Raw genomic sequence first — 22,867 nt, forward strand, 5'->3', positions numbered from 1 at the left:
CGATATGGCTTATAAAGGTTATTTAATTGATTTAGACGGAACCATTTACAAGGGGAAAGACCGGATTCCGGCGGGTGAGGCTTTTGTCCAGGAGTTACAAAAAAGAGAAATTCCCTATCTCTTTGTAACCAACAATACAACCCGAACTCCAGAGAGCGTTCAAGAGATGTTGGCTCAGAATTTTAATATCAACACGCCTCTATCAACTGTCTACACGGCAACTCTGGCAACCATTGACTATATGAATGACTTGGGACTGGAAAAGACAGTCTATGTCATTGGTGAAGCAGGACTCAAGGATGCCATTCAGGCGGCTGGTTATGTCGAAGACAAGGAAAATCCAGCCTATGTGGTCGTTGGACTGGACTGGCAAGTCGATTATGAAAAATTTGCGACGGCGACTCTAGCCATTCAAAAGGGGGCTCACTTTATCGGAACCAACCCTGACCTCAATATCCCGACGGAACGTGGTCTCTTGCCTGGTGCTGGTTCACTAATTACACTTCTTGAAGTAGCAACACGGGTCAAACCAGTTTATATCGGAAAACCAAATGCGATCATTATGGACAAGGCAGTTGAGCACTTGGATTTGAAAAGAGAAGAGTTGCTCATGGTTGGGGACAATTACCTGACGGATATCCGAGCAGGGATTGACAATGGCATTCCAACGCTCTTGGTGACGACAGGTTTTACCAAAGCAGAAGAAGTGGCGGACTTGCCAATCGCACCAACTCATGTAGTTTCTAGCCTTGCGGAGTGGAATTTCGATGAAAACTAAACTGACCTTTTGGGGAAGTATGCTCTTTTTCCTCTCCCTTTCTATCCTACTGACCATTTATCTGGCATGGATTTTCTATCCTTTGGAAATTGAGTGGCTGAACTTAGCGAATCGAGTCTATCTAAAGCCCGAAACCATTCAGTACAATTTTCATATCTTAATGAATTACCTGACCAATCCCTTTAGTCAGGTCTTGGAGATGCCAGATTTTCGTTCATCAGCTGCAGGTTTACACCATTTTGCGGTGGTGAAAAATCTCTTCCACTTGGTTCAGCTAGTCACTTTGGTGACACTTCCAAGTTTCTATTTCTTTGTTAGAAAGATTGTGAAAAAAGGATTTCTACCTCTATATCGTAAAAGTATTCTGATTTTAGTGCTATTGCCTCTAGTCATTGGCCTTGTAGGAGTGTTAATTGGTTTTGAGCAATTCTTTACTCTTTTCCATCAGATTCTCTTTGTGGGAGATGATACCTGGCTTTTTGATCCAGCAAAGGATCCCGTTATTTGGATTTTGCCAGAGACTTTCTTTCTCCATGCCTTTTTACTTTTCTTTGCTTTGTATGAAGGAATGTTTAGTTTCCTTTTTGTTAAAGCTTCAAGGAAATAGTGGAAAAAGTTCTGTATTTTTAATAAAAAACGAGAGAAGTTGCTCTACTCCCTATTTATTGTTAGGTTATCCTAAAGATAAACTTGCAAAGCAGGAGATTTTTGCAGAAAACAGTCTATTTTCTATGAAAAAATAGGCTTTTTTTCTAAAAATACCTAGTCAAGCGCTTTATTTTTTTGTATAATAGAAATAGCAAGTATAGATAAAAGAAGAGAAAAGCATGATTACACTATTTTTATCGCCGAGTTGTACATCATGTCGTAAGGCAAAGGCTTGGTTAGAGACGCATAAAGTGCCCTTTCAAGAGCATAATATTATGACTAGTCCTTTAACAAGAAAAGAATTACAACATATTCTTTCCTTGACCGAAAATGGTACTGATGACATCATTTCAACTCGTTCAAAAATTTTTCAAAAATTGGATATTGATGTAGAGAGTATCTCGGTATCGGAGTTGCTTCAGTTGATTGAGCAATATCCTAGTCTTTTGCGTCGCCCAATTATTATAGATACCAAACGCATGCAGATCGGTTTTAATGAAGATGAGATTCGTGCTTTTCTCCCTCGTAGTTACCGTAAACAAGAACTAAAAGAAGCAACATTGAGAGCTGGTATAGGATAGATGAACAAACAGTATAGTTACCCACTAGATTTGTCGTGGAGCACTGAAGAACTTGCTTCAGTGCTTTCTTTTTTTAATGATGTTGAAGCTGCCTATGAAGACAAGGTAGAAGCTAAAAAACTGCTAGATTCCTACAAGAAATTTAAGTCTGTGGTTCCGAGCAAAAGCGAAGAAAAACGCTTAGGTCGCGAATTTGAGACAGCGAGCGGTTATTCCTTCTATCATGCAGTTCAATTAGCAAAAGAAAAAAGAGAAGGGAAGATTTCTCTTGGAAACTAAATTTGAATTTGCCAAACAGATTGTGCAGGAAGCTGCAGATTACATTTTGGCCCACATGCAAGAAGATTTGCAGGTCGAGCGAAAATCTTCACCTACCGACTTGGTGACGCGTTTGGATAAGGAAGTTCAGGATCTCTTGGTTGGTAGAATTTTAGCATCTTATCCAGAAGACTTGATTTGCGCGGAAGAGGGCTGTTTGCGTACGGCAGTCGGCCAGGGGAATGTTTGGGTGATTGATCCCATTGATGGTACCAATAACTTTGTCGCCCAGAAGGAAGATTTTGCCGTGATGTTGGCCTACTTTGAGAATGGGGTTGGGAAATTCGGTATCATTTATGATGTCATGAAAGGGGATTGTTACCATGGTGGTGGTGCCTTTCCTCCTTTTCGCAATAATGAGCCCTTACCGCCTTTTAAAAAGAAACCTCTTCAAGAATTTTTAGTTGCCGGTAACTCAGGTATGTTTGAAAGCAATGAGTGGGGCTTGGCGGATTTGGGTCGAGCAGCGTTGGGAGTCCGTGTCTATGGCAGTGCGGCTATTAGTTTTGCCAAGGTTTTATGTGGTCGTCTTCTGACTTATATTACCTACCTGCAACCATGGGATTACGCTGCGGCCAGTATCTTAGGGGAAAGTCTGGGTTATCGTCTTCTTACGGTATCAGGTGAGCCCGCTGATTTTAAAACGCGTCAGCCTGTCATGATGGTGCCAATCGAGATGCAAGAAGAGATTCAGTCTTATATCTACGAAAGGAAAGAAAACTAAATGCAATTTCCAGAAGGATTTGTTGAAAAATATGAAGCGATACTAGAAGATGAGGCAAGAGACTTTCTTGCCTCTTTTAAACAAGAAGCGGTTTCGGCTTTTCGGGTCAATCCCTTAAAAGAAAGTCAGTTATCGTTTGCTGATGCTATTCCCAATACACCTTGGGGGTATTATGGTAAGGTTTCTGGGAAGTCACCAGAGCACGTGACAGGTTTCGTTTATTCGCAAGAGCCTGCAGCCCAAATGGTGGCCCAGGTAGCTCAACCCCTTCCCGGTATGAAGGTTTTGGACTTGGCGGCAGCACCAGGTGGAAAATCCACTCAACTAGCAGCTTATCTGGCTAATCAAGGAGTCCTTGTCTCCAACGAAATTTCAAGTAAGCGTGCTAAGATTTTAGTAGAAAATATGGAGCGATTTGGAGCGACAAATGTTGTTGTGACTAATGAATCTGCTGACCGCTTGGCCAAGGTCTTTAAAGGCTACTTTGATGTGATTGTCCTTGATGCCCCTTGCTCGGGTGAAGGGATGTTCCGTAAACAACCTGATGCCATGGACTATTGGAACCTCGATTATCCGAGCCAATGTGCCAATCTCCAAAGAGAGATTTTAGAAGATGCAGTCACCATGCTTGCAGAAGGTGGCCGTCTGGTTTATTCAACCTGTACCTGGGCGCCAGAGGAAAACGAAGAGATCGTTCGCTGGTTATTAGATGCTTATGATTTTGAATTACTTCCTGTTGAGCATGTGAACGGTATGGTAGCAGGAATTGGACTTCCTGAAACTGCGCGGATGTATCCTCACCATTTTAAGGGAGAAGGTCAGTTTGTTGCCCATTTGCAGTTCAAGGGAGAAAATCCAGCAGCCAAATTCAAAGCCAGCAAGACCAATCTTAGTTATGAACAGCTGGCCTTGTGGCGAGAATTTGCCCAAAAACACTTACAGGTCAATCTAACTGGTATCTTACAAACTTTTGGAGACCAACTTTATCTCTTGCCAGAGATGCTACCTGATCTAGGGAAACTTAAAATTGCCCGTAATGGACTTCATCTGGGTACGTTTAAGAAGAAACGCTTCGAACCAAGTTTTGCTCTGGGATTAGCCTTGAAACCAAGTCAAGTGAAACAAAGGGTTGAAATCAAGGATGAGGACTTTGTAAAATATGTGGCTGGGGAAACAGTTCAACTAGCTGAAAGTCTACCAAATGGCTGGTATCAAGTTTTGGTTCAAGGCAATGGTTTGGGCTTTGCAAAGGTGACTGGAAATATTTTAAAAAATTATTATCCAAAAGGGCTTAGATTCAGGTGAAAAAGCTAGTCAAAGAGCCTATTCTATGTTATAGTGGAAGTATGAGTTTTTTCTGATAGTCTTTCATTATTACTTATATTATACGATGGAATTGTCCGCTCCTAAGAATGACTAGATAAAATAAAGTGGGACAATCATTGATGATAATTGGATGATCAGGACAAACGGAAGAAATCAGAACATTTATCATTATGTTCAAGGAGAATAACAGTGAAAAAAAGAAAAAAGCTCGTCATGTCTCTTGCAGCTCTTTTGATGGCAGGTTCTCTAGCAGGATGTGCTAGCTGGATTGATCGTGGAGAATCCATGACAGCCGTTGGTTCAACTGCTCTTCAGCCTCTTGTCGAAGCGGCAGCAGATGAATTCGGTTCTAGAAACATCGGAAAAACAGTTAATGTTCAAGGTGGAGGATCGGGTACAGGACTTTCCCAAGTCCAGTCTGGAGCAGTTGACATCGGGAACTCTGACGTCTTTGCAGAGGAAAAAGAAGGAATCGATGCTTCAGCCCTAGTAGACCACAAGGTTGCAGTGGCTGGTCTTGCAGTGATTGTAAACAAAGAAGTGGATGTAGAAAATCTCACAACCGAGCAACTTCGCAAAATCTTTACAGGTGAAGTGACCAACTGGAAAGAAGTTGGGGGCAAAGACCTGGCCATTTCAATCATCAACCGAGCAGCAAGTTCTGGTTCAAGAGCGACGTTTGATACGGTCGTTATGAATGGCCAAGCGGCAATGCAGAGCCAAGAACAGGATTCTAACGGGATGGTCAAGTCGATTGTATCCCAAACGCCTGGAGCCATTTCTTACCTGGCTTTTGCCTATGTAGATGACTCCGTGAAAAGCATGAAACTGAATGGGTATGAACCTACGTCTGAAAATGTAACGACCAACAACTGGCCTTTGTGGTCTTATGAACATATGTACACACTTGGTCAGCCAAATGAGTTAGCTGCTGAATTCCTGAACTTCGTCCTCTCAGATGAAGCCCAAAATGGAATTGTTAAGGGCATGGGCTATATCTCTATCAATGAAATGAAAGTCCAAAAGGATGCTTCAGGTACCGTTACAGCAGTAGAAGGAGGTCAATAATGAATCAAGAAGAATTATCTAAAAAATTACTCTCTCCTTCAAAGAACTCTCGCCTTGAGAAGTTCGGTAAAGGTTTGACCTTCACTTGCCTTTCTTTGATTGTCATCATTGTGGCCATGATTTTGATTTTTGTAGCCCAAAAAGGTTTATCGACCTTCTTTGTCAATGGAGTGAATATCTTTGATTTCCTCTTTGGACAAACTTGGAATCCTTCAGGGAAACAATTTGGTGCCCTTCCAATGATTTTGGGTTCCTTTATTGTGACGATTTTATCAGCCCTCATCGCAACTCCCTTCGCTATTGGTGCTGCAGTCTTTATGACAGAAGTCTCACCAAAGGGTGCAAAGATTTTGCAACCAGCCATTGAACTCCTCGTCGGTATTCCTTCAGTCGTCTATGGATTTATCGGTTTGCAAGTTGTGGTGCCTTTTGTTCGTAGCGTCTTTGGTGGAACTGGTTTTGGGATTTTGTCAGGGATTTTCGTTCTTTTTGTCATGATCCTACCAACTGTAACCTTTATGACAACAGACAGCTTACGGGCTGTTCCTCGTCATTACCGTGAAGCTAGTTTAGCTATGGGAGCCACTCGTTGGCAAACCATCTGGCGTGTGACCTTGAAAGCAGCACGTTCAGGTATTTTTACTGCAGTGGTCTTTGGGATGGCGCGTGCCTTCGGTGAAGCCCTTGCTATTCAGATGGTGGTCGGAAACTCAGCAGTTATCCCAACCTCGTTAACAACACCAGCTGCGACCTTGACATCTGTACTGACTATGGGTATCGGAAATACCGTCATGGGAACGGTTGATAATAACGTTCTCTGGTCACTGGCCTTAGTCTTGCTCTTGATGAGTTTGGCCTTTAACAGTGTGATTAAATTGATTACGAAAGAAAGAGGAAAGAAAAACTATGCACGCTAAGAAATTAGATAAACTTGCAACAGCTGTCCTCTATACCATCGCGGGTATCATCGTGGCCATTTTGGCATCTTTGATTCTCTATATCTTGGTGAGAGGGTTACCGCATATCTCTTGGTCTTTCTTGACTGGGAAATCTTCCTCTTATCAAGCAGGTGGAGGTATTGGGATTCAGCTCTACAATTCCTTCTTCCTTTTGGTCATTACCTTGATTATTTCTGTTCCCCTGTCTATGGGAGCTGGCGTTTTCCTCGCTGAGTATGCCAAAAAAGGACCTGTGACCAATTTTATTCGTACCTGTATTGAGATTTTGTCTTCTCTACCATCAGTCGTTGTGGGTCTCTTTGGTTACTTGATCTTTGTTGTCCAGTTTGAGTATGGATTTTCAATCATTTCAGGTGCCTTGGCCTTGACGGTCTTTAACCTCCCTCAGATGACTCGAAATGTTGAGGACAGTTTAAAACACGTTCACCATACACAACGTGAGGCTGGTCTGGCCCTTGGAATTTCTCGTTGGGAGACTGTAGTTCATGTTGTCATTCCAGAAGCTCTTCCAGGTATCGTAACGGGTGTTGTTTTGGCATCTGGTCGTATCTTTGGTGAGGCCGCCGCTCTTATCTATACTGCAGGACAATCCGCTCCAGCCCTTGACTGGTCTAACTGGAATATCCTCAGTGTTACCAGCCCTATCTCAATCTTCCGACAAGCAGAAACCTTGGCTGTCCACATCTGGAAGGTCAACAGTGAAGGAACCATTCCTGATGCTACCATTGTATCTGCTGGTTCTGCCGCAGTGCTCCTCATCTTTATCTTGATTTTTAACTTTGGGGCACGCAAACTCGGAAGCTATTTACACAAGAAATTAACCGCTGCCTAAAGGAGAAGCCATGTCAAAATATAACTGGGATGAAAAGCATATCATCACCTTCCCTGAAGAAAAAGTGGCCCTCTCTACTAAGGATTTACATGTTTACTATGGTAAAAATGAATCCATCAAGGGCATCGATATGCAATTTGAAAAAAATAAAATTACAGCCTTGATTGGCCCTTCTGGATCAGGGAAATCTACTTATCTTCGCAGTCTCAATCGGATGAATGATACCATTGATATTGCCAAGGTCACAGGCCAAATCCTCTACCGAGGGATTGACGTTAATCGTCCAGAAATCAACGTCTATGAGATGCGCAAGCATATCGGAATGGTCTTTCAACGTCCAAATCCATTTGCCAAGTCTATTTACCACAACATCACTTTTGCTCATGAACGTGCAGGTGTTAAGGATAAGAAAGTACTTGATGAAATTGTAGAAACCTCTCTAAGACAGGCTGCCCTTTGGGATCAGGTCAAAGACGACCTCCACAAATCAGCCTTAATGCTTTCTGGAGGTCAGCAACAACGTCTCTGTATCGCTCGCGCTATCTCTGTTAAGCCAGATATCCTCTTGATGGATGAACCGGCGTCAGCCTTGGATCCGATTGCGACAGCCCAGCTGGAAGAAACCATGTTGGAATTGAAGAAGGACTTTACCATCATCATCGTTACCCACAGTATGCAACAGGCTGCGCGTGCAAGTGACTACACAGGATTTTTCTACTTGGGTGACTTGATTGAGTATGATAAGACATCCAATATTTTCCAAAATGCTAAGTTACAGTCAACAAATGATTATGTAACGGGACACTTTGGTTAGAAAGGAAACGGTATGTCAGAAGCGATTTTACAGGTCTCAGACCTGTCCGTTTATTACAATAAAAAGAAGGCCTTGAATAGTGTTTCCCTTTCTTTCCAACCTAAGGAAATAACGGCCTTGATTGGACCTTCTGGATCAGGAAAGTCCACCCTACTCAAAGCCATCAACCGCATGGGCGATTTAAATCCTGAAGTGACAACAACGGGATCAGTAGTCTATAATGGTCACAATATCTACAGCCCCCGTACCGATACGGTTGAATTGCGTAAGGAAATTGGTATGGTCTTTCAACAGCCCAATCCCTTCCCTATGTCTATCTACGAAAATGTTGTCTATGGGCTACGTATCAATGGGGTTAAGGACAAGCAAGTACTTGATGAGGCAGTAGAAACGGCCTTGCAACGTGCTTCTATTTGGGATGAAGTAAAGGATCGTTTGCATGATTCGGCCATTGGTCTCTCAGGTGGACAACAACAACGTGTTTGTGTTGCTCGTGTCTTAGCAACCAGTCCGAAAATTATCCTCTTAGATGAACCAACTTCAGCTTTGGATCCTATTTCTGCAGGTAAGATTGAGGAAACCTTGTATGGTCTGAAAGATAAATACACCATGCTCTTGGTGACGCGTTCGATGCAACAAGCCTCACGTATCTCTGATAAAACAGGATTTTTCCTAGATGGGGATTTGATCGAGTTTAACGATACGAAGAAGATGTTCCTAGACCCACAAAACAAGGAAACAGAAGATTATATTACAGGAAAATTTGGATAAGGAGTTGAATGATGTTACGATCTCAATTTGAAGAAGATTTGGAGAAATTGCACAACCAGTTCTATGCTATGGGACAAGAAGTGCTCTCGCAGATCAATCGTACAGTGCGTGCCTTTGTTACGCATGACCGTGATTTGGCAAAAGAAGTCATCGAAGACGATGCAGAAGTAAATGAATATGAAGTGAAGTTGGAAAAGAAATCATTTGAAATGATTGCCCTCCAACAACCTGTTTCGCAAGACCTTCGTACCGTCTTGACCGTTCTCAAGGCAGTTTCTGACGTGGAACGCATGGGAGATCATGCAGTGTCTATCGCTGAGGCGACCATTCGTATGAAGGGGGAGCAACGTATCCCTTCTGTTGAAGAAGAAATCAAAAAGATGGGACGCGACGTGAAAAACTTCGTCGAAGCGGCTCTAGATCTCTATCTCAACGGTTCTGTGGATCAAGCCTACGAAGTAGCAGCGATGGACGAAAAAATCAACCATTACTTTGATAGCATCCGTGATTTGGCTACAGAAGAAATTAGGAAAAATCCTGAAGCTATCGTTACAGGCCGTGATTACTTCCAGGTCATTTCTTTCTTGGAACGTATCGGAGACTACGCTAAAAATATCTGTGAATGGGTTGTTTACTTTGAAACAGGTAAGATTGTCGAACTATAAGAAACGGTTTAAATATACAGAAAAAAGGCTGATTAGAATAAATCAGTCTTCTTTTTTATAAAAAGAATTGATTCACAATCAAAATCTCTAAAAGGGTTGACAACTATTTTTAAAAGAGTTATAATTATTCAGGAAAAACAGAAAGGTCGTTTATTTATGAAATTCAAGAAATGGATATTAGTTGTATGTAGCATGCTTGCCAGCATGGTTTTAGTAGCTTGTCAATCCAGTACGGATAGTTCCCAGTCTGCTGTGGACGCTATCAAACAAAAAGGAAAGCTAGTTGTTGCGACCAGCCCAGACTATGCGCCGTTTGAATTCCAAGCCTTGGTAGATGGTAAAAACCAGGTAGTTGGAGCAGATATTGATATGGCTCAAGCGATTGCGGACGAGCTTGGGGTTAAACTTGAAATCTCAAGTATGAGTTTTGACAATGTCTTGACCAGCCTTCAAACTGGAAAGGCTGACTTGGCTATTGCAGGTATTAGTGCTACAGATGAAAGAAAGGAAGTCTTTGACTTTTCAATCCCTTACTATGAAAACAAGATGAGTTTCTTGGTTAGAAAAGCCGATTTAGACAAATACAAGGATCTTTCAAGCCTCGCAAGTGCCAATATTGCAGCTCAAAAGGGAACTGTTCCAGAAACCATGGTCAAGGAACAATTACCAAATGCCCAGTTGACATCCTTGACCAATATGGGTGAAGCAGTCAATGAGTTGCAGGCTGGAAAAGTGGATGCTGTTCATATGGATGAACCAGTTGCTCTTAGCTACGCAGGTAAAAACTCAGACCTTGTCGTTGCATCTGTTAACTTGACAATGAAAGATGGCGAAGCCAATGCCGTTGCTATCAAGAAGGATCAATCAGACTTGAAAGCGGTAGTAGATAAGGTTATCCAAAAACTGAAAGATGACGGAACCTATCAAACTTATCTTGAAAAAGCAGCGAAACTAACAGAAGTTGAACAATAAGAAAAAGCAGAGTTGGACTTTAATCCAATTCTGCTTTTATGTATTGTAATAGCTCTTCTAGATTTTCGAGAGTGACTTTGGCGAACTGATAAGGACAGGCGTCCAAATAAGCCTTCTCAAAAAAGTCTAGTTTGAGTGAGCTGTGTTTCAGACTGGCAATCTTAGGATAGTGTCTCAAATCAAGGAGAAGGCCATCGTGTAGAGGATAGTGGGGCAAGGGACAGGTGTTTTCTTCAAGTACTTCCTTAATCTGAGCCTGATAGTTCTCTTGAAGGGTCAAGCGAGCCAGTCGATTTTTTTCAAATAACTGGCTATCGATGTAAAGAGAAAGAGCCTTTTGCATGATGAGATTGCTGTCATAGTCCAGGATATTTTTGTAGGAAACAAAGGCCTCTTTTAGGGCATTTGGGAGAATGAGAGCGGTAATACGAAGGGCTGGAAAGAGACTGGTTGAGAAGGACTTGATATAAATGACGCGATCCTCAGTATCCAGATAGTGGAAGGTTTGTCCCTTTTTAGAGTCTAAGTCACCTAGATAATCATCCTCGACGATATATACACCATACTGGTTTGCTAGATCCAGAATGGCCCTTTTTTCCTGATCAGAATAGGAATGGCCAAGAGGATAGTGGAAGCGAGGAATGGTATAGAAGAACTTGATTTTTCCAGATTTGAACTGTTCTTCTAGTTCGTCAAGGTTGATGCCATCAATACGGCGTTCAATGGTCTGGTAGGCCAATCCCTGAGCGACCAAGAGGCGGTTCATTCGGTGATAGGTCGGTTGTTCGACCAAAATCTCCTCTCCCTGGCTCGGAAAGTTGATCTGAGAAAGGATAAAGAGAGCTTGCTGGGTACCAGATGTTAGAACCAGTTGGTCGGGTTTGCAGTAGAGGGCTTGGTCAAAGAGGAGTTGATGGACAGATTGTCTGAGTTCCTCAAGGCCTTCTTGGTTGTCATAGTAGTTGAAGAGGTAGTTTTCTCGACCTATCAGGGTTTCGTTGACACAGAGTCGGAAGTCGTCATAGGCACTGGCATGTTCGTCAGTGACTTCGATTTCCAAGTCTTGGTGCTGTCCTTGTTCTAGAACATAGTAGCCACTTTGGGGTTTTGCATAGAGGTATTGTTCATGGCGTAATTCCAGTAGGGCTCGTTGGATAGTGTCCTTGCTACAGCTGAAGTCTTGGCTCAATTGACGGATGGAGGGAAGCCGGCTACCTGTTGGAAATTTTCCTGATTCGATCCCTTTTTTGAGAAAGGAAACGACTACTTGGTATTTACTTTCTTTCTTCATTCCATACCTCCGTTGATTTTGTTACATTGTACCTTTTTTTTGCCTCCTTTGCAATGGGGAAAGCATTTCTCCCTTTCACAACTAGGAGCAAATGTGGTATACTTAGAAAGTATAATGATTCATTGAAAAGAAGATAAGAAAGAGAATGGATAGAAAAGTGCAGGAACCGGTTAAATTATTTCAATACAATACTCTAGGTGCCCTAATGGCAGGTCTCTATGGTGGAACCATGACAGTGGGAGAGTTGCTGGAACATGGTGACCTCGGCTTAGGGACATTGGATTCGATTGATGGGGAATTGATCGTCCTTGATGGCAAGGCTTATCAAGCCAAGGGATCTGGTCAAACGCCTGAAATCGTTGAAGTGGCAGCGGATGCTCTTATTCCCTATGCAGCAGTGGTTCCTCATCAGGCAGAAGTGATTTTTCGTCAGCGCTTTGAGATGACGGACAAGGAATTGGAAAAGCGAATTGAGTCCTACTATGATGGGGAAAATCTTTTTCGTTCCATCAAGATTCATGGCGAATTTTCACAAATGCATGTGCGGATGATTCCTAAATCCACACCTGATACCAAGTTTGCTGATGTCGCGACACACCAACCTGAATATAGCCGTGAAAATGTATCGGGAACCATTGTTGGATTTTGGACACCGGAGATTTTCCATGGGGTGAGTGTTGCAGGCTACCATTTGCATTTTATCTCAGATGATTTGACCTTTGGTGGGCATGTGATGGACTTTGTTATCAAAGAAGGAATGATTGAGGTTGGGGCAGTCGACCAGTTGGACCAACGTTTTCCAGTCCAAGATCGCCAGTATTTATTTGCCAAATTTAACGTTGACGAGATGAAGAAAGATATTGATAAGTCAGAATAGGAGAAAAAGATGACAGTACATATTATCCTTACCATGATCGCTTTGGTTCTCATTCTATTAAGTGGAACTTGGTATGCCAAAAAACGGTTTAAAATCTCTCTTGCAGTGATGGGCTTGGGGGCAATCGCATTTTTTGTTTCTTCTCAAGTGTTAGAGAAGATGGTTCACCTTCTGATACTTCATCCGCAAAAAGATGGAACCATTCCGCTTATGCAGGAGCAGCCTTTCTTATATGTGCTTTATGGAATCGCCATGGCGGCCCTCTTTGAGGAAACGGCTCGTCTTGTCTTTTTTAAATGGTTGGAGAAAAAGAGAAAGCTAGAAGATAGAGATGCTTTGGCTTATGGTTTGGGACATGGGGGCTTGGAGATGCTCTATCTCGGAATGGGAAGCTTGATCAGTCTTTTGATTCTCTTTTCACTCATTCAGTCTTCAAATACTGATGTAGCCAATCTTCTTCCAAAGTCTACACTCGAAACGGTTCAGTCTCTTTCTGTATGGCAGGTTTATTTACTAGGAGTTGAACGTGTGCTTGCCTTGGTTCTCCAAATCTGTCTTTCCATCTGGGTCTATCAAAGTGTCCGTCAAAAGAAATGGATCTACCTCCTTGCTGCCTATGGTTTGCATGCCTTGTTTGACTTGGCTCCAGCCTTATCTCAGGTTGGATGGATTGCAAATCCGCTTCTAGTTGAGTTTATTCTTCTCGTAGAACTTCTAGCCTTTATCTGGCTGACAAAATCTACATTTTGGAAAAAAACATAAAAAGAGGGGTGACCTCTTTTTATTGTTCTCTCTTAACTCTGTTATTTCTGTATTTTGCTATTTACAGCCAATTGTATTATCTGGAAGACAAGCCTATCTTTCTGTTTAACACCAATTTACCAAGGAACAGTCAGCTTTTCAAGAAATGAAAAACTTGTTTAATAAAATCTTCAATTAAGCCAAGGAGATGCCGTTATCAAGCAAGTCCACATCAACTTTATATATGCTCGAAAAAAATTTTTCAATTTCCTCTTGACATGGAACGCGTTCCAGAATGTACAATGGTATCAAAGGTTGGGAATGCGCATTTAAACCGACCTATCACACGCTAGCGGACAAAGAAGAAAAGAGGACAACATTATGACCATCAAACGTATTTTTTCGGATATGGACGGCACCCTTCTCAATTCTGAGGGCCGCGTTTCTAGCGAGAATAGCAAGGCTATCCGCGATGCTCAGATTCCGCTGACTCTGGTTTCTGCTCGAGCTCCAATGGAAATGAGAGAGGCTATCGAAGCACTTCAGCTGACTGGACCTCAAGTAGGTTTTAACGGTAGATTGATTTATCAGATTGTGGATGGAAAGGTCAAGCCCCTTCATATAGATATTCTCCCTAGAAAGACAGCACAAACTATCTTACAGGCAGTGCGCCAGCATTTTCCACAAATTAGCGTCAGCTATTATGATATGACGAACTGGTATTGTGATAGAATAGATGAAGGGATTCGTCTAGAGTTCAACATCACGCGCCAGGCACCAACACTTACGAACGAGGCTGATTTTCTAGCAGCCAAGGACAATACCTTCAAGATAATGATGATTGCCCTAGATAATGATGATTTATTGACACTGGAGAAATACTTGCAAGCCTTAGACTTGGGCGAGATCAGTATTCTCCGATCTGGTCAATATCATCTAGAAATTACCAGCAAAACTGCTAAAAAATCAAAAGGTATTGCTTATATTCTCAAAAAAGAAGGTTTAGATAAGAGCCAGACCGCTGCATTTGGTGATGGACACAACGATATCCCAATGTTTGAGATGGTGGGCTATCCAATTGTAATGGGCAACGCCTTTCCTGACATCAAAGAGCTGGCTTATAAGGTAACACGCAGCAATGATGAACATGGTGTCGGCTACGGCATTCGTAAATATCTCAAAAAAATCCATTAATCACGTGTTTGGAGGATGTCAATCCTCCTATAGAAAGCAAACAATGACAAATATTCGAAAAATTGCCAAACTGACTGACTACTCAGTTTCTAGCGTGTCACGCGTCATCAACAACCATCCTCATGTATCCGAGGAGGCTCGTCAGAAAATCCTGCAAGTCATGGAGGAACTGGACTACCGTCCCAACATTCTAGCTCAGGAGTTAAGTTCAGGTTCGACTCGTCGTGTCGGTGTAGTTATTCCCAACACGACCCTGCACCCTTATTTCAGTCAGTTACTGAACGGGCTTTTGGATGCAGCTATGGATCATAACTATACCTTGCTCATTCTACCTTCTCGTTATGATATAGACTTGGAAAAATATTATCTGGAGCAGCTGCGAGGAAGGGCCTTTGACAGTCTTATTTTCACCTCTCGCAGTGTAGATTTAGAAACCATTGCTTCCTACGCTAAGTATGGCAATATTGTCTGCTGTGAAGAAGTGCAGGACCCCAATCTGAGTAGCGTTTATGTGAGCCGCACCCATGCTTGCAAGACAGCCTTTAACTGGATTAAAGACCAGGGAAAAAGTAGAATTGCTCTGCTATTTACCCGAAAAGACCTAAAAAGTTCCACCTACCGTCTCACTATGGAAGCCTACAAAGAAGTTTTTGGTGAAAAAACAGAACCTTTGATTTTGGATGGCATTTCCACGGGAGAGGATGCTTATGAGCAAGGGGATAGCCTACTAGAGCAAGATTTAGACTGTATTTTCAGCAACGGAGATGATGTAGCAACTGGTGTGGTTCGCTATTATCAGGAGAAAAATCTTGAATTACCTTTGCTGATTGGCCAAGAAAAGCAACTGACAGGAGAGGTACTGGGGATTCCTACCATTGATAACAAATCCTACCAACTCGGTCAGGAAAGCTTCAAGCAAGCTCTCTCTGACGAAAAACGGACCATTATCCTACAATCGGAGTTTATCATACGATGATAAAATAGGCTCAAGCGACAATCGTCACTTGAGACCTATTTTTCTTCTATACAGCATCCGTAAACAAACCATAATGCAGATGCTTAGGCAGGCAATCAAGACCAGACGATACGGATCCAGCCCTGAGCTGGAACTAGCTAGGTGCACCAAGTTACCAGAGAGATAAAAGATAAGTACGCTAACAAGATAGGCAATCCCCTGATAAATATTCCAAATTGTAAAGGGGCTAGGACTTGCTGCCTGGTGTTTAACTAGAGAAATGTAGAGTCCCCATAGAGCTCCCACAGCCCCATTTAATAACCCCCAACCTATGCTCCAAAAGATTGTATAGGATACAGCATCGTGGGGAAGAAAGAAGATCAAAAGAATCTCACATCCCGTTACTACCAGTAAGATTGTGAAAAACAGAGAACGTCTTTTCTCAAAACAAGGACCTGCAAGAGCAAAGGCTAGGACGTTCCCCAGCAAACTCATACTCGAATATAGAGACACGAGGTTGGCGGAAAGGTGCAATACCTGTACCATATAGAGGACATTCATCGTTAAGGTTACATATAAAATCAAACTATCCAAAAGTAGGATACGGACATGGTGCCAGAGCTGTTTTTTCAAAACCTGCCAGTCCATCTGTCTTGTTACTTGATGATTTTGAAACAAGCTATAGTCGGTTTGTAACTGTTTCAAAAGGATAAACTGCATGAACAGACTAGCAAGAGCAATCACCAGTAACCAACGATAATGAAGTGCAGTCAGTTCTTTTCCGATGAAAAAGGAAATAAGAAGGGTATAAAAGCTCGTGACCAGCTGAAACAAACCTAAGTAACTGAGAAATTTTGCGCGGACTTTCTCTTCTGTTAATAATAATATTAAGGGATTCCAAGCCAGACCAAAGCCCAACTCCACGGCTATCTGATATAGAACCAGAAAAACAGTGTAGATAGAAAAAGTCACCCTTTCATAGGGAATTACGATTAATATCCCTAGTAAACAGAACTTAGCCAGTACACTCCACCGCATCAAGTCAAGGAGATTTTTTCTCCGCATCAGATAAGACAAGGGAATGCGGACAAGGGCAATAATTGGTAGCATGGTGATCAACCAGCTATTTTGCAAATCACTAAAACCTAAAATCTGACTCATAAAAAGAATCATAAAGTCACCTGTGATGGTGATAGAGATAATTTGATTACTGAGGCTGAGCCCTACTATACTAGATTGATACGATTTTTTCATTTGTTCTCCTTTCTTGCCTCATTATAAACCAGAGTTTGTCCCTTTTCTAGGAGTTTATGATGAAGAAATATGCACTTATGTTGCAAGGAGAAAGCATTTATGAAACTATGGCACTATTTTAAAGAAACATCTAAGGAATTTTACCTTGAAGAATGTGGGATTGATGATTATTCTAGCTTTCCGTTTTATGACTATACTGTTTTTCAGGATTTTGTCATCCACTGGATTTGTGAAGGGAAAGGCTACCTGCAAGTTGATGGGCAGACCTATTCTTTGGAGAAAAATGATGGTTTTATCCTAAGAAAAGGCCAAAAAGTACGCTATTGGGCAAATCCAGAAGATCCTTGGACCACCTACTGGCTGGGATTTTCTGGAGACAAATTAAGCGACTATCTCCAAAACACACAAGTTTTTTATGAGTCTGTTTGCCATTTTGATAGTCTTTTTCAAAGCAGAGAAATCATTCAAGACATCTGTCACAAAACTGCAGAAAATAGGCAAAAAGAAAGCTGGTACCAGATGCAAATTTATACCTTCCTTTACTACTTGCAGAAAGAATTTCCAGCAGAAATACCGCTGAATGTCGCTCAACTCCCTGTTGAAAAAGCTGCGCAGATTTTACTACAACAGTACCAACAAGATATCTCTATTCAAGACTTGGCATCCCAGGTCGGACTCAGTCGTAGTACTTTGTTTCGTCAGTTTAAGAAACTTTACCATAAATCTCCTCAGCAATTTCTCCTTGAAACACGCCTGCTAAAGGCAAGAACACTCTTAACTGACACCAATCTATCTATAAAAGAAATTACCTTGGAAGTCGGCTATCAGGACCAACTAGTCTTTTCAAAAGCCTTTAAGAACTTTTTCTCTGTGAGTCCTAAATTTTACCGCCAAAGCTGGAAAAAGTCCCCACTCGATTAGCATCCATTTCGGCATTTGCTTTAGAAGGGGCTTATTGATTGCTTCAAGTGTAGATAGATTCAATATAAAAAATTTTGAAAACAGCATCCTGAAAGTTAGATATCATTCATCTAACTCTTGGGCTGTTTTTCTATAGTCCCCCATTCACGTCAACATCTGTATCCATCATTTGAAAAACAAGAGTTGAATTATCAATAGTCATTTTGAGGTCGTCAAATGTCTCTAAAAATGGTATAATGGAATGAATTTTGAAAAAGGAAGAGTGACATGTCAGTAAAAGAAAAAATGCTTGAAATCCTAGAAGGGATCGATATTCGTTTTAAGGAACCCTTGAAGACCTATACCTATACAAAGGTAGGAGGTCGAGCAGATTACCTAGTTTTGCCACGCAATCGCTATGAGATGGCCCGTGTCGTCCAATTTGCCAATCAAGAGAATATTCCCTGGATGGTGCTAGGAAATGCTAGTAATATCATCGTTCGTGAAGGTGGAATCCGTGGTTTTGTCATCTTGTGCGATAAGCTTAATAACGTTTCGGTTGATGGCTATACCATCGAAGCAGAAGCTGGAGCCAACTTGATTGAAACGACACGTATTGCCCTCCGTCATAGTTTGACTGGTTTTGAGTTTGCTTGTGGGATTCCTGGAAGCATCGGAGGAGCTGTCTTTATGAATGCGGGTGCCTATGGAGGAGAGATTGCTCATATCTTGCAGTCTTGTCAAATTTTGACCAAGGAAGGGGAAATCGAGACCTTATCTGCCAAGGATTTGGCTTTTGGTTACCGCCATTCAGCTATTCAGGATTCTGGGGCTGTTGTTTTGTCAGCTAAATTTGCCCTAGCTCCAGGGAATCATCAGGTTATCAAGCAAGAAATGGACCGCTTGACGCACCTACGTGAACTCAAACAACCATTAGAATACCCGTCTTGTGGTTCAGTCTTTAAGCGTCCAGTTGGGCATTTTGCAGGCCAGTTGATCTCAGAGGCTGGTCTCAAGGGCTATCGTATCGGTGGTGTGGAAGTATCTGAAAAACACGCAGGTTTCATGATCAATGTTGCTGACGGAACGGCCAAAGACTATGAAGACTTAATCCAGTCCGTTATCGAAAAAGTCAAAGAACACTCAGGTGTCACTCTTGAAAGAGAAGTCCGAATCTTGGGTGAGAAGGAATAAGGTTGGGGTAGAAAAGTTGCTACTATAACCATTGTAAAGGGGGTGAAAGCCTATCGTTAGTGAAGATGTATGTAGGCAGTTCAATCTCCTACACGAGGTAGTAGCGGCCTGACAGAGCCCTGATCTGTTAATTTATGAAAAAGAAGGAATTTATGACAATTGAAAAAACCAATTATTGAATTCAAAAACGTCTCTAAAGTTTTTGAAGACAGCAACACCAAGGTTCTCAAAGACATCAACTTTGAGTTGGAAGAAGGGAAGTTCTACACTCTTTTAGGAGCATCTGGTTCAGGAAAATCAACCATTCTAAACATCATTGCAGGTTTACTGGATGCGACGACAGGGGATATTTTACTGGATGGGGTGCGGATCAATGACATCCCAACCAACAAGCGAGACGTCCATACAGTCTTCCAATCCTATGCCTTGTTTCCACATATGAATGTGTTTGAAAATGTTGCCTTTCCACTCCGCTTGCGTAAAATTGACAAGAAAGAAATCGAGCAACGCGTAGCGGAAGTTCTCAAGATGGTCCAGCTGGAAGGTTACGAGAAGCGTTCCATCCGCAAACTCTCTGGAGGACAACGTCAGCGTGTGGCTATTGCCCGTGCCATCATCAACCAACCTCGTGTGGTCTTGTTGGATGAGCCTTTGTCAGCGCTGGACTTGAAATTGCGAACAGACATGCAGTACGAACTGCGTGAACTGCAACAACGATTGGGAATTACCTTCGTCTTTGTCACTCACGATCAGGAAGAAGCTCTTGCCATGAGTGACTGGATTTTCGTTATGAACGATGGCGAGATTGTTCAGTCAGGAACACCAGTAGACATCTATGATGAGCCGATTAACCACTTTGTTGCTACCTTTATTGGGGAGTCAAACATCTTGCCAGGAACCATGATTGAGGACTACTTGGTCGAGTTCAATGGCAAACGCTTTGAAGCGGTTGATGGGGGGATGAAGTCAAATGAGCCAGTTGAGGTTGTCATTCGTCCGGAGGACTTGCGCATTACCCTTCCTGAAGAAGGCAAGCTCCAAGTTAAGGTTGATACCCAGCTTTTCCGTGGGGTTCACTATGAGATTATCGCCTATGACGAACTCGGAAATGAATGGATGATCCACTCGACTCGTAAGGCCATCGTTGGTGAGGAAATCGGTCTGGACTTTGAGCCAGAAGACATCCACATCATGCGTCTCAACGAAACCGAAGAAGAGTTTGATGCTCGTATCGAAGAATACGTAGAAATCGAAGAGCAAGAAGCAGGTCTGATTAACGCGATCGAGGAGGAAAGAGATGAAGAAAACAACCTCTAAACTCTTTGTAGTGCCCTACATGCTTTGGATTTCCCTCTTTGTTCTCGCACCCTTGGTCTTGATTTTCGGTCAATCCTTTTTCAACATCGAAGGGCAGTTTAGTTTAGAAAACTACAAATCCTACTTTTCGTCACAAAACTTGACCTATCTCAAAATGAGCTTCAACTCTGTGCTTTATGCAGGGATTGTGACAATGGTAACGCTACTCATCAGTTATCCGACAGCCCTCTTTTTGACTCGTCTCAAGCACCGTCAACTCTGGCTCATGCTGATTATCCTACCGACATGGATTAATTTGCTCCTTAAGGCTTATGCCTTTATCGGTATTTTTGGTCAGAATGGCTCCATTAACCAATTCTTGGAATTCATCGGAATCGGTTCGCAGCAGTTGCTCTTTACGGATTTCTCCTTTATCTTTGTTGCAAGCTACATCGAGCTTCCCTTTATGATTTTGCCGATTTTCAATGTCTTGGATGATATGGATAACAATCTCATCAATGCCAGCTACGATCTCGGTGCGACCAAGTGGGAAACTTTCCGCCACGTTATCTTCCCTCTATCAATGAATGGAGTGAGAAGTGGGGTTCAGTCGGTCTTTATCCCCAGCTTGAGTCTCTTCATGCTGACACGTTTGATTGGTGGGAACCGCGTTATCACACTGGGAACGGCTATTGAGCAGAACTTCCTGACAAATGACAACTACGGTATGGGTTCAACCATTGGTGTGATCCTCATCCTGACCATGTTCATCACCATGTGGGTGACCAAGGAAAGGAGAGAACGATGAAAAAATTTGCCAATCTCTACCTAGCCTTTGTCTTTATCATCCTTTATTTGCCAATTTTTTACTTGATTGGCTATGCATTTAATGCTGGCGATGATATGAACAGCTTTACAGGCTTTAGCTTGAGCCATTTTAAAACTATGTTTGGTGATGGCCGTCTCATGTTGATCCTCACCCAAACCTTTTTCTTGGCCTTTTTATCAGCCTTGATTGCGACCATTATCGGGACTTTCGGAGCTATCTATATCTACCAGTCTCGTAAGAAATACCAAGAAGCCTTTTTATCACTCAATAATATCCTCATGGTTGCGCCTGACGTTATGATTGGTGCCAGCTTCTTGATTCTATTTACCCAGCTTAAGTTTTCACTTGGCTTTTTGACGGTTCTATCTAGTCATGTGGCCTTTTCCATCCCTATCGTGGTCTTGATGGTCTTGCCTCGTCTCAAGGAGATGAATGATGACATGATTCATGCGGCCTATGACTTGGGTGCCAGTCAGTTTCAGATGTTTAAGGAAATCATGCTTCCTTACCTGACTCCGTCTATCATTGCAGGTTATTTCATGGCTTTCACCTATTCGCTGGATGATTTTGCCGTGACCTTCTTTGTGACGGGAAATGGCTTTTCGACTCTATCAGTCGAGATTTACTCTCGTGCTCGTAAGGGAATTTCGCTAGAAATCAATGCCCTTTCTGCCCTTGTCTTTCTCTTTAGTATTATCCTAGTTGTTGGCTATTACTTTATCTCACGTGAGAAGGAGGAGCAAGCATGAAAAAACTCTATTCATTTTTAGCAGGAATTGCAGCAATTATCCTTGTCTTATGGGGGATTGCGACTCATCTAGATAGTAAAATCAATAGCCGAGATAGTCAGAAATTGGTTATCTACAACTGGGGGGACTATATCGATCCCGAACTCTTGGAGCAATTCACAGAAGAAACAGGAATCCAAGTCCAGTACGAGACCTTTGACTCCAATGAAGCCATGTATACCAAAATCAAGCAGGGTGGAACAACCTATGATATTGCTATCCCCAGTGAGTACATGATTAATAAGATGAAGGACGAAGACCTCTTGGTTCCGCTTGATTATTCAAAAATTGAAGGAATCGAAAATATCGGACCTGAGTTCCTCAACCAGTCTTTTGACCCGGGCAACAAATTCTCCATCCCGTACTTCTGGGGAACCTTGGGAATTGTTTACAATGAAACCATGGTAGATGAGGCGCCCGAGCATTGGGATGACCTCTGGAAACCAGAATACAAGGATTCCATTATGCTCTTTGATGGAGCGCGTGAGGTGCTGGGACTCGGGCTTAACTCACTTGGTTACAGTCTCAACTCCAAGGATCCTCAGCAGCTGGAAGAGACAGTGGATAAGCTCTACAAACTGACTCCAAATATCAAGGCCATTGTGGCGGACGAGATGAAGGGTTACATGATTCAGAACAACGCTGCTATCGGTGTGACTTTCTCTGGGGAAGCTAGGCAGATGTTGGAGAAAAATCCTAACCTCAAGTATGTCGTTCCGACTGAGGCCAGCAATCTCTGGTTTGATAACATGGTCATTCCAAAAACCGTGAAAAACCAAGATGCCGCCTATGCCTTTATCAACTTTATGTTGAAACCCGAAAATGCTCTCAAAAATGCAGAGTATGTCGGCTACTCAACACCAAACCTACCAGCAAAAGAAATGCTCCCAGAGGAGACCAAGGAAGACAAATCCTTCTATCCAGACGCTGATACCATGAAACACCTAGAAGTTTATGAGAAGTTTGACCATAAATGGACAGGCAAATACAGCGACCTCTTCCTACAGTTTAAAATGTACCGGAAGTAGGAGCTATGCTTTCTGGTCAGCTTTCCTAGTTGACTCAAACTCGAAAAAACGATATAATAAGAAA

The 22,867-nt window shown here is 42.3% G+C and carries 25 protein-coding genes; 23 read left to right on the top strand and 2 right to left on the bottom strand.

What is annotated here, in order from left to right:
* Positions 1–4 precede the first annotated feature (4 nt).
* From M1G01_RS01350 to M1G01_RS01410, 13 genes are all read left to right on the top strand, one after another.
* The gene (locus M1G01_RS01350; protein WP_247930971.1) at positions 5–778 is read left to right on the top strand and encodes a TIGR01457 family HAD-type hydrolase; all 774 of its coding nucleotides are present in this window, start codon (positions 5–7) and stop codon (positions 776–778) included.
* A complete protein-coding gene (locus tag M1G01_RS01355) occupies positions 768–1,385 on the top strand; it encodes a TIGR01906 family membrane protein (RefSeq protein WP_247930972.1) in 618 nt (205 codons plus the stop codon). Before M1G01_RS01350 ends, M1G01_RS01355 begins: the two co-directional genes overlap by 11 nt.
* A 220-nt stretch (positions 1,386–1,605) precedes the next feature.
* Positions 1,606–2,007: a Spx/MgsR family RNA polymerase-binding regulatory protein gene (locus M1G01_RS01360; RefSeq protein ID WP_000631261.1), complete on the top strand. Its 402-nt coding sequence runs from the start codon at positions 1,606–1,608 to the stop codon at positions 2,005–2,007.
* Positions 2,008–2,286 (top strand): UPF0223 family protein, encoded by a 279-nt coding sequence (locus tag M1G01_RS01365; protein ID WP_001041963.1) that lies wholly within the window; start codon positions 2,008–2,010, stop codon positions 2,284–2,286.
* Positions 2,276–3,049, top strand: coding sequence for an inositol monophosphatase family protein (locus tag M1G01_RS01370; RefSeq protein ID WP_000448244.1), 774 nt, complete (start codon positions 2,276–2,278; stop codon positions 3,047–3,049). The genes M1G01_RS01365 and M1G01_RS01370 overlap by 11 nt, the downstream gene beginning before the upstream one ends.
* Entirely contained in the window at positions 3,050–4,354 is a 1,305-nt protein-coding gene (locus tag M1G01_RS01375; RefSeq protein ID WP_247930973.1) for an RsmF rRNA methyltransferase first C-terminal domain-containing protein, read from the top strand.
* A 210-nt stretch (positions 4,355–4,564) separates the two neighbouring features.
* Positions 4,565–5,443 carry a phosphate ABC transporter substrate-binding protein PstS gene (locus tag M1G01_RS01380; RefSeq protein WP_000746360.1) on the top strand — a complete coding sequence of 293 codons (879 nt, stop codon included), beginning with the start codon at positions 4,565–4,567 and terminating at the stop codon, positions 5,441–5,443.
* Positions 5,443–6,360, top strand: coding sequence for a phosphate ABC transporter permease subunit PstC (gene pstC / locus M1G01_RS01385; RefSeq protein ID WP_001070951.1), 918 nt, complete (start codon positions 5,443–5,445; stop codon positions 6,358–6,360). The genes M1G01_RS01380 and pstC overlap by 1 nt, the downstream gene beginning before the upstream one ends.
* Positions 6,350–7,234, top strand: coding sequence for a phosphate ABC transporter permease PstA (gene pstA, locus M1G01_RS01390; protein WP_000543050.1), 885 nt, complete (start codon positions 6,350–6,352; stop codon positions 7,232–7,234). The genes pstC and pstA overlap by 11 nt, the downstream gene beginning before the upstream one ends.
* 10 nt (positions 7,235–7,244) lie before the next feature.
* Positions 7,245–8,048, top strand: a complete 804-nt coding sequence (gene pstB / locus M1G01_RS01395) for a phosphate ABC transporter ATP-binding protein PstB (RefSeq protein WP_000049849.1) — start codon at positions 7,245–7,247, stop codon at positions 8,046–8,048.
* Positions 8,049–8,060: 12 nt separating this feature from the next.
* On the top strand, positions 8,061–8,819 hold the full coding sequence (pstB, locus tag M1G01_RS01400) for a phosphate ABC transporter ATP-binding protein PstB (protein WP_247930974.1): 759 nt from the start codon (positions 8,061–8,063) through the stop codon (positions 8,817–8,819).
* Positions 8,820–8,830: 11 nt separating this feature from the next.
* Positions 8,831–9,484: a phosphate signaling complex protein PhoU gene (gene phoU / locus M1G01_RS01405; protein ID WP_000946469.1), complete on the top strand. Its 654-nt coding sequence runs from the start codon at positions 8,831–8,833 to the stop codon at positions 9,482–9,484.
* A gap of 156 nt (positions 9,485–9,640) precedes the next feature.
* Positions 9,641–10,456: an ABC transporter substrate-binding protein gene (locus M1G01_RS01410; RefSeq protein ID WP_125422404.1), complete on the top strand. Its 816-nt coding sequence runs from the start codon at positions 9,641–9,643 to the stop codon at positions 10,454–10,456.
* A gap of 19 nt (positions 10,457–10,475) precedes the next feature.
* Here the strand turns inward: M1G01_RS01410 and M1G01_RS01415 are convergent, their stop codons facing one another.
* The gene (locus M1G01_RS01415; RefSeq protein WP_247930975.1) at positions 10,476–11,747 is read right to left on the bottom strand and encodes an aminotransferase-like domain-containing protein; all 1,272 of its coding nucleotides are present in this window, start codon (positions 11,745–11,747) and stop codon (positions 10,476–10,478) included.
* 145 nt (positions 11,748–11,892) lie between these two features.
* Here M1G01_RS01415 and budA point away from each other — a divergent pair, with 145 nt between their 5' ends.
* The 4 genes from budA (at position 11,893) to M1G01_RS01435 (ending at position 15,535) form a co-directional block, all read left to right on the top strand.
* Positions 11,893–12,624 (top strand): acetolactate decarboxylase, encoded by a 732-nt coding sequence (budA, locus tag M1G01_RS01420; RefSeq protein ID WP_000375405.1) that lies wholly within the window; start codon positions 11,893–11,895, stop codon positions 12,622–12,624.
* Between the two features lie 9 nt (positions 12,625–12,633).
* On the top strand, positions 12,634–13,386 hold the full coding sequence (locus M1G01_RS01425) for a YhfC family intramembrane metalloprotease (protein ID WP_247930976.1): 753 nt from the start codon (positions 12,634–12,636) through the stop codon (positions 13,384–13,386).
* Between the two features lie 360 nt (positions 13,387–13,746).
* Positions 13,747–14,559: an HAD family hydrolase gene (locus M1G01_RS01430; RefSeq protein WP_247930977.1), complete on the top strand. Its 813-nt coding sequence runs from the start codon at positions 13,747–13,749 to the stop codon at positions 14,557–14,559.
* Between the two features lie 43 nt (positions 14,560–14,602).
* A complete protein-coding gene (locus tag M1G01_RS01435; RefSeq protein ID WP_247930978.1) occupies positions 14,603–15,535 on the top strand; it encodes a LacI family DNA-binding transcriptional regulator in 933 nt (310 codons plus the stop codon).
* A 24-nt stretch (positions 15,536–15,559) separates the two neighbouring features.
* On the opposite strand, the gene M1G01_RS01440 is transcribed toward M1G01_RS01435, so the two are convergent.
* The gene (locus M1G01_RS01440) at positions 15,560–16,768 is read right to left on the bottom strand and encodes an MFS transporter (RefSeq protein ID WP_247930979.1); all 1,209 of its coding nucleotides are present in this window, start codon (positions 16,766–16,768) and stop codon (positions 15,560–15,562) included.
* Between the two features lie 99 nt (positions 16,769–16,867).
* Between M1G01_RS01440 and M1G01_RS01445 the strand changes: the two genes are divergently transcribed.
* The 6 genes from M1G01_RS01445 (at position 16,868) to M1G01_RS01470 (ending at position 22,803) form a co-directional block, all read left to right on the top strand.
* Positions 16,868–17,689, top strand: a complete 822-nt coding sequence (locus tag M1G01_RS01445) for an AraC family transcriptional regulator (RefSeq protein WP_247930980.1) — start codon at positions 16,868–16,870, stop codon at positions 17,687–17,689.
* Positions 17,690–17,956: 267 nt separating this feature from the next.
* Complete coding sequence (gene murB / locus M1G01_RS01450; protein ID WP_000111590.1) at positions 17,957–18,862, top strand: UDP-N-acetylmuramate dehydrogenase; 906 nt, start codon at positions 17,957–17,959, stop codon at positions 18,860–18,862.
* A gap of 159 nt (positions 18,863–19,021) precedes the next feature.
* On the top strand, positions 19,022–20,179 hold the full coding sequence (locus M1G01_RS01455; RefSeq protein ID WP_247930981.1) for an ABC transporter ATP-binding protein: 1,158 nt from the start codon (positions 19,022–19,024) through the stop codon (positions 20,177–20,179).
* The gene (locus tag M1G01_RS01460) at positions 20,160–20,966 is read left to right on the top strand and encodes an ABC transporter permease (RefSeq protein ID WP_247930982.1); all 807 of its coding nucleotides are present in this window, start codon (positions 20,160–20,162) and stop codon (positions 20,964–20,966) included. The genes M1G01_RS01455 and M1G01_RS01460 overlap by 20 nt, the downstream gene beginning before the upstream one ends.
* Positions 20,963–21,736, top strand: a complete 774-nt coding sequence (locus tag M1G01_RS01465; RefSeq protein ID WP_000712716.1) for an ABC transporter permease — start codon at positions 20,963–20,965, stop codon at positions 21,734–21,736. The genes M1G01_RS01460 and M1G01_RS01465 overlap by 4 nt, the downstream gene beginning before the upstream one ends.
* Positions 21,733–22,803, top strand: a complete 1,071-nt coding sequence (locus M1G01_RS01470) for an ABC transporter substrate-binding protein (RefSeq protein WP_247930983.1) — start codon at positions 21,733–21,735, stop codon at positions 22,801–22,803. Before M1G01_RS01465 ends, M1G01_RS01470 begins: the two co-directional genes overlap by 4 nt.
* Positions 22,804–22,867: the final 64 nt, after the last annotated feature.

The organism is Streptococcus oralis (assembly GCF_023110055.1).
GTDB lineage: Bacteria > Bacillota > Bacilli > Lactobacillales > Streptococcaceae > Streptococcus > Streptococcus oralis_BY.